Source organism: Vibrio sp. 10N.261.52.A1 (assembly GCF_002876325.1).
Classification (GTDB): Bacteria; Pseudomonadota; Gammaproteobacteria; order Enterobacterales; family Vibrionaceae; genus Vibrio; species Vibrio chagasii.
The window spans coordinates 1-398 of the sequence record NZ_MCYD01000432.1 but is presented as its reverse complement, the minus strand read 5'-3'; the positions used below and the strand labels follow the sequence as shown (position 1 = coordinate 398).

Annotated in this window: 1 protein-coding gene; it reads left to right on the top strand. The window is 33.7% G+C overall.

Going from position 1 to position 398, the window contains the following annotated elements:
- Positions 1–37 precede the first annotated feature (37 nt).
- A partial coding sequence (locus BCT81_RS05165; RefSeq protein WP_133152562.1) for an EAL domain-containing protein occupies positions 38–398 on the top strand: 361 nt, incomplete at its 3' end.

The window sequence follows — 398 nt, the reverse complement described above, 5'->3', positions numbered from 1 at the left end:
AGCCTAATGTATATGGAGTCAGTAATGAGGTAAGTCCATGAATAATATAATTAAGGATGCAATCGCGAATTCTAGTTATGAATTGCATTATCAGCCTAAACTGGATGTTAAAAGTGGTGACATTGTTGGGGTGGAATGCCTGGCTAGATTAAAGTTATATAATGGTGAAATACTGCAACCTAAAGTGTTTATGGACCTGGTCTACGGGATGGGAATGAACGCTAGTTTGTTTAAATTCCTTTTAAATCAATCCATTAGGGATATTTCGATGATAGGGTTAAATATCACTATATCGATAAACTTAAAATGCTCAGATATCATAAACAACGATATAGCGAATGAAATAAAAGAAGTATGCAGTAGCTTATCTTTTCCTTACGATAAGATCATTATAGAAC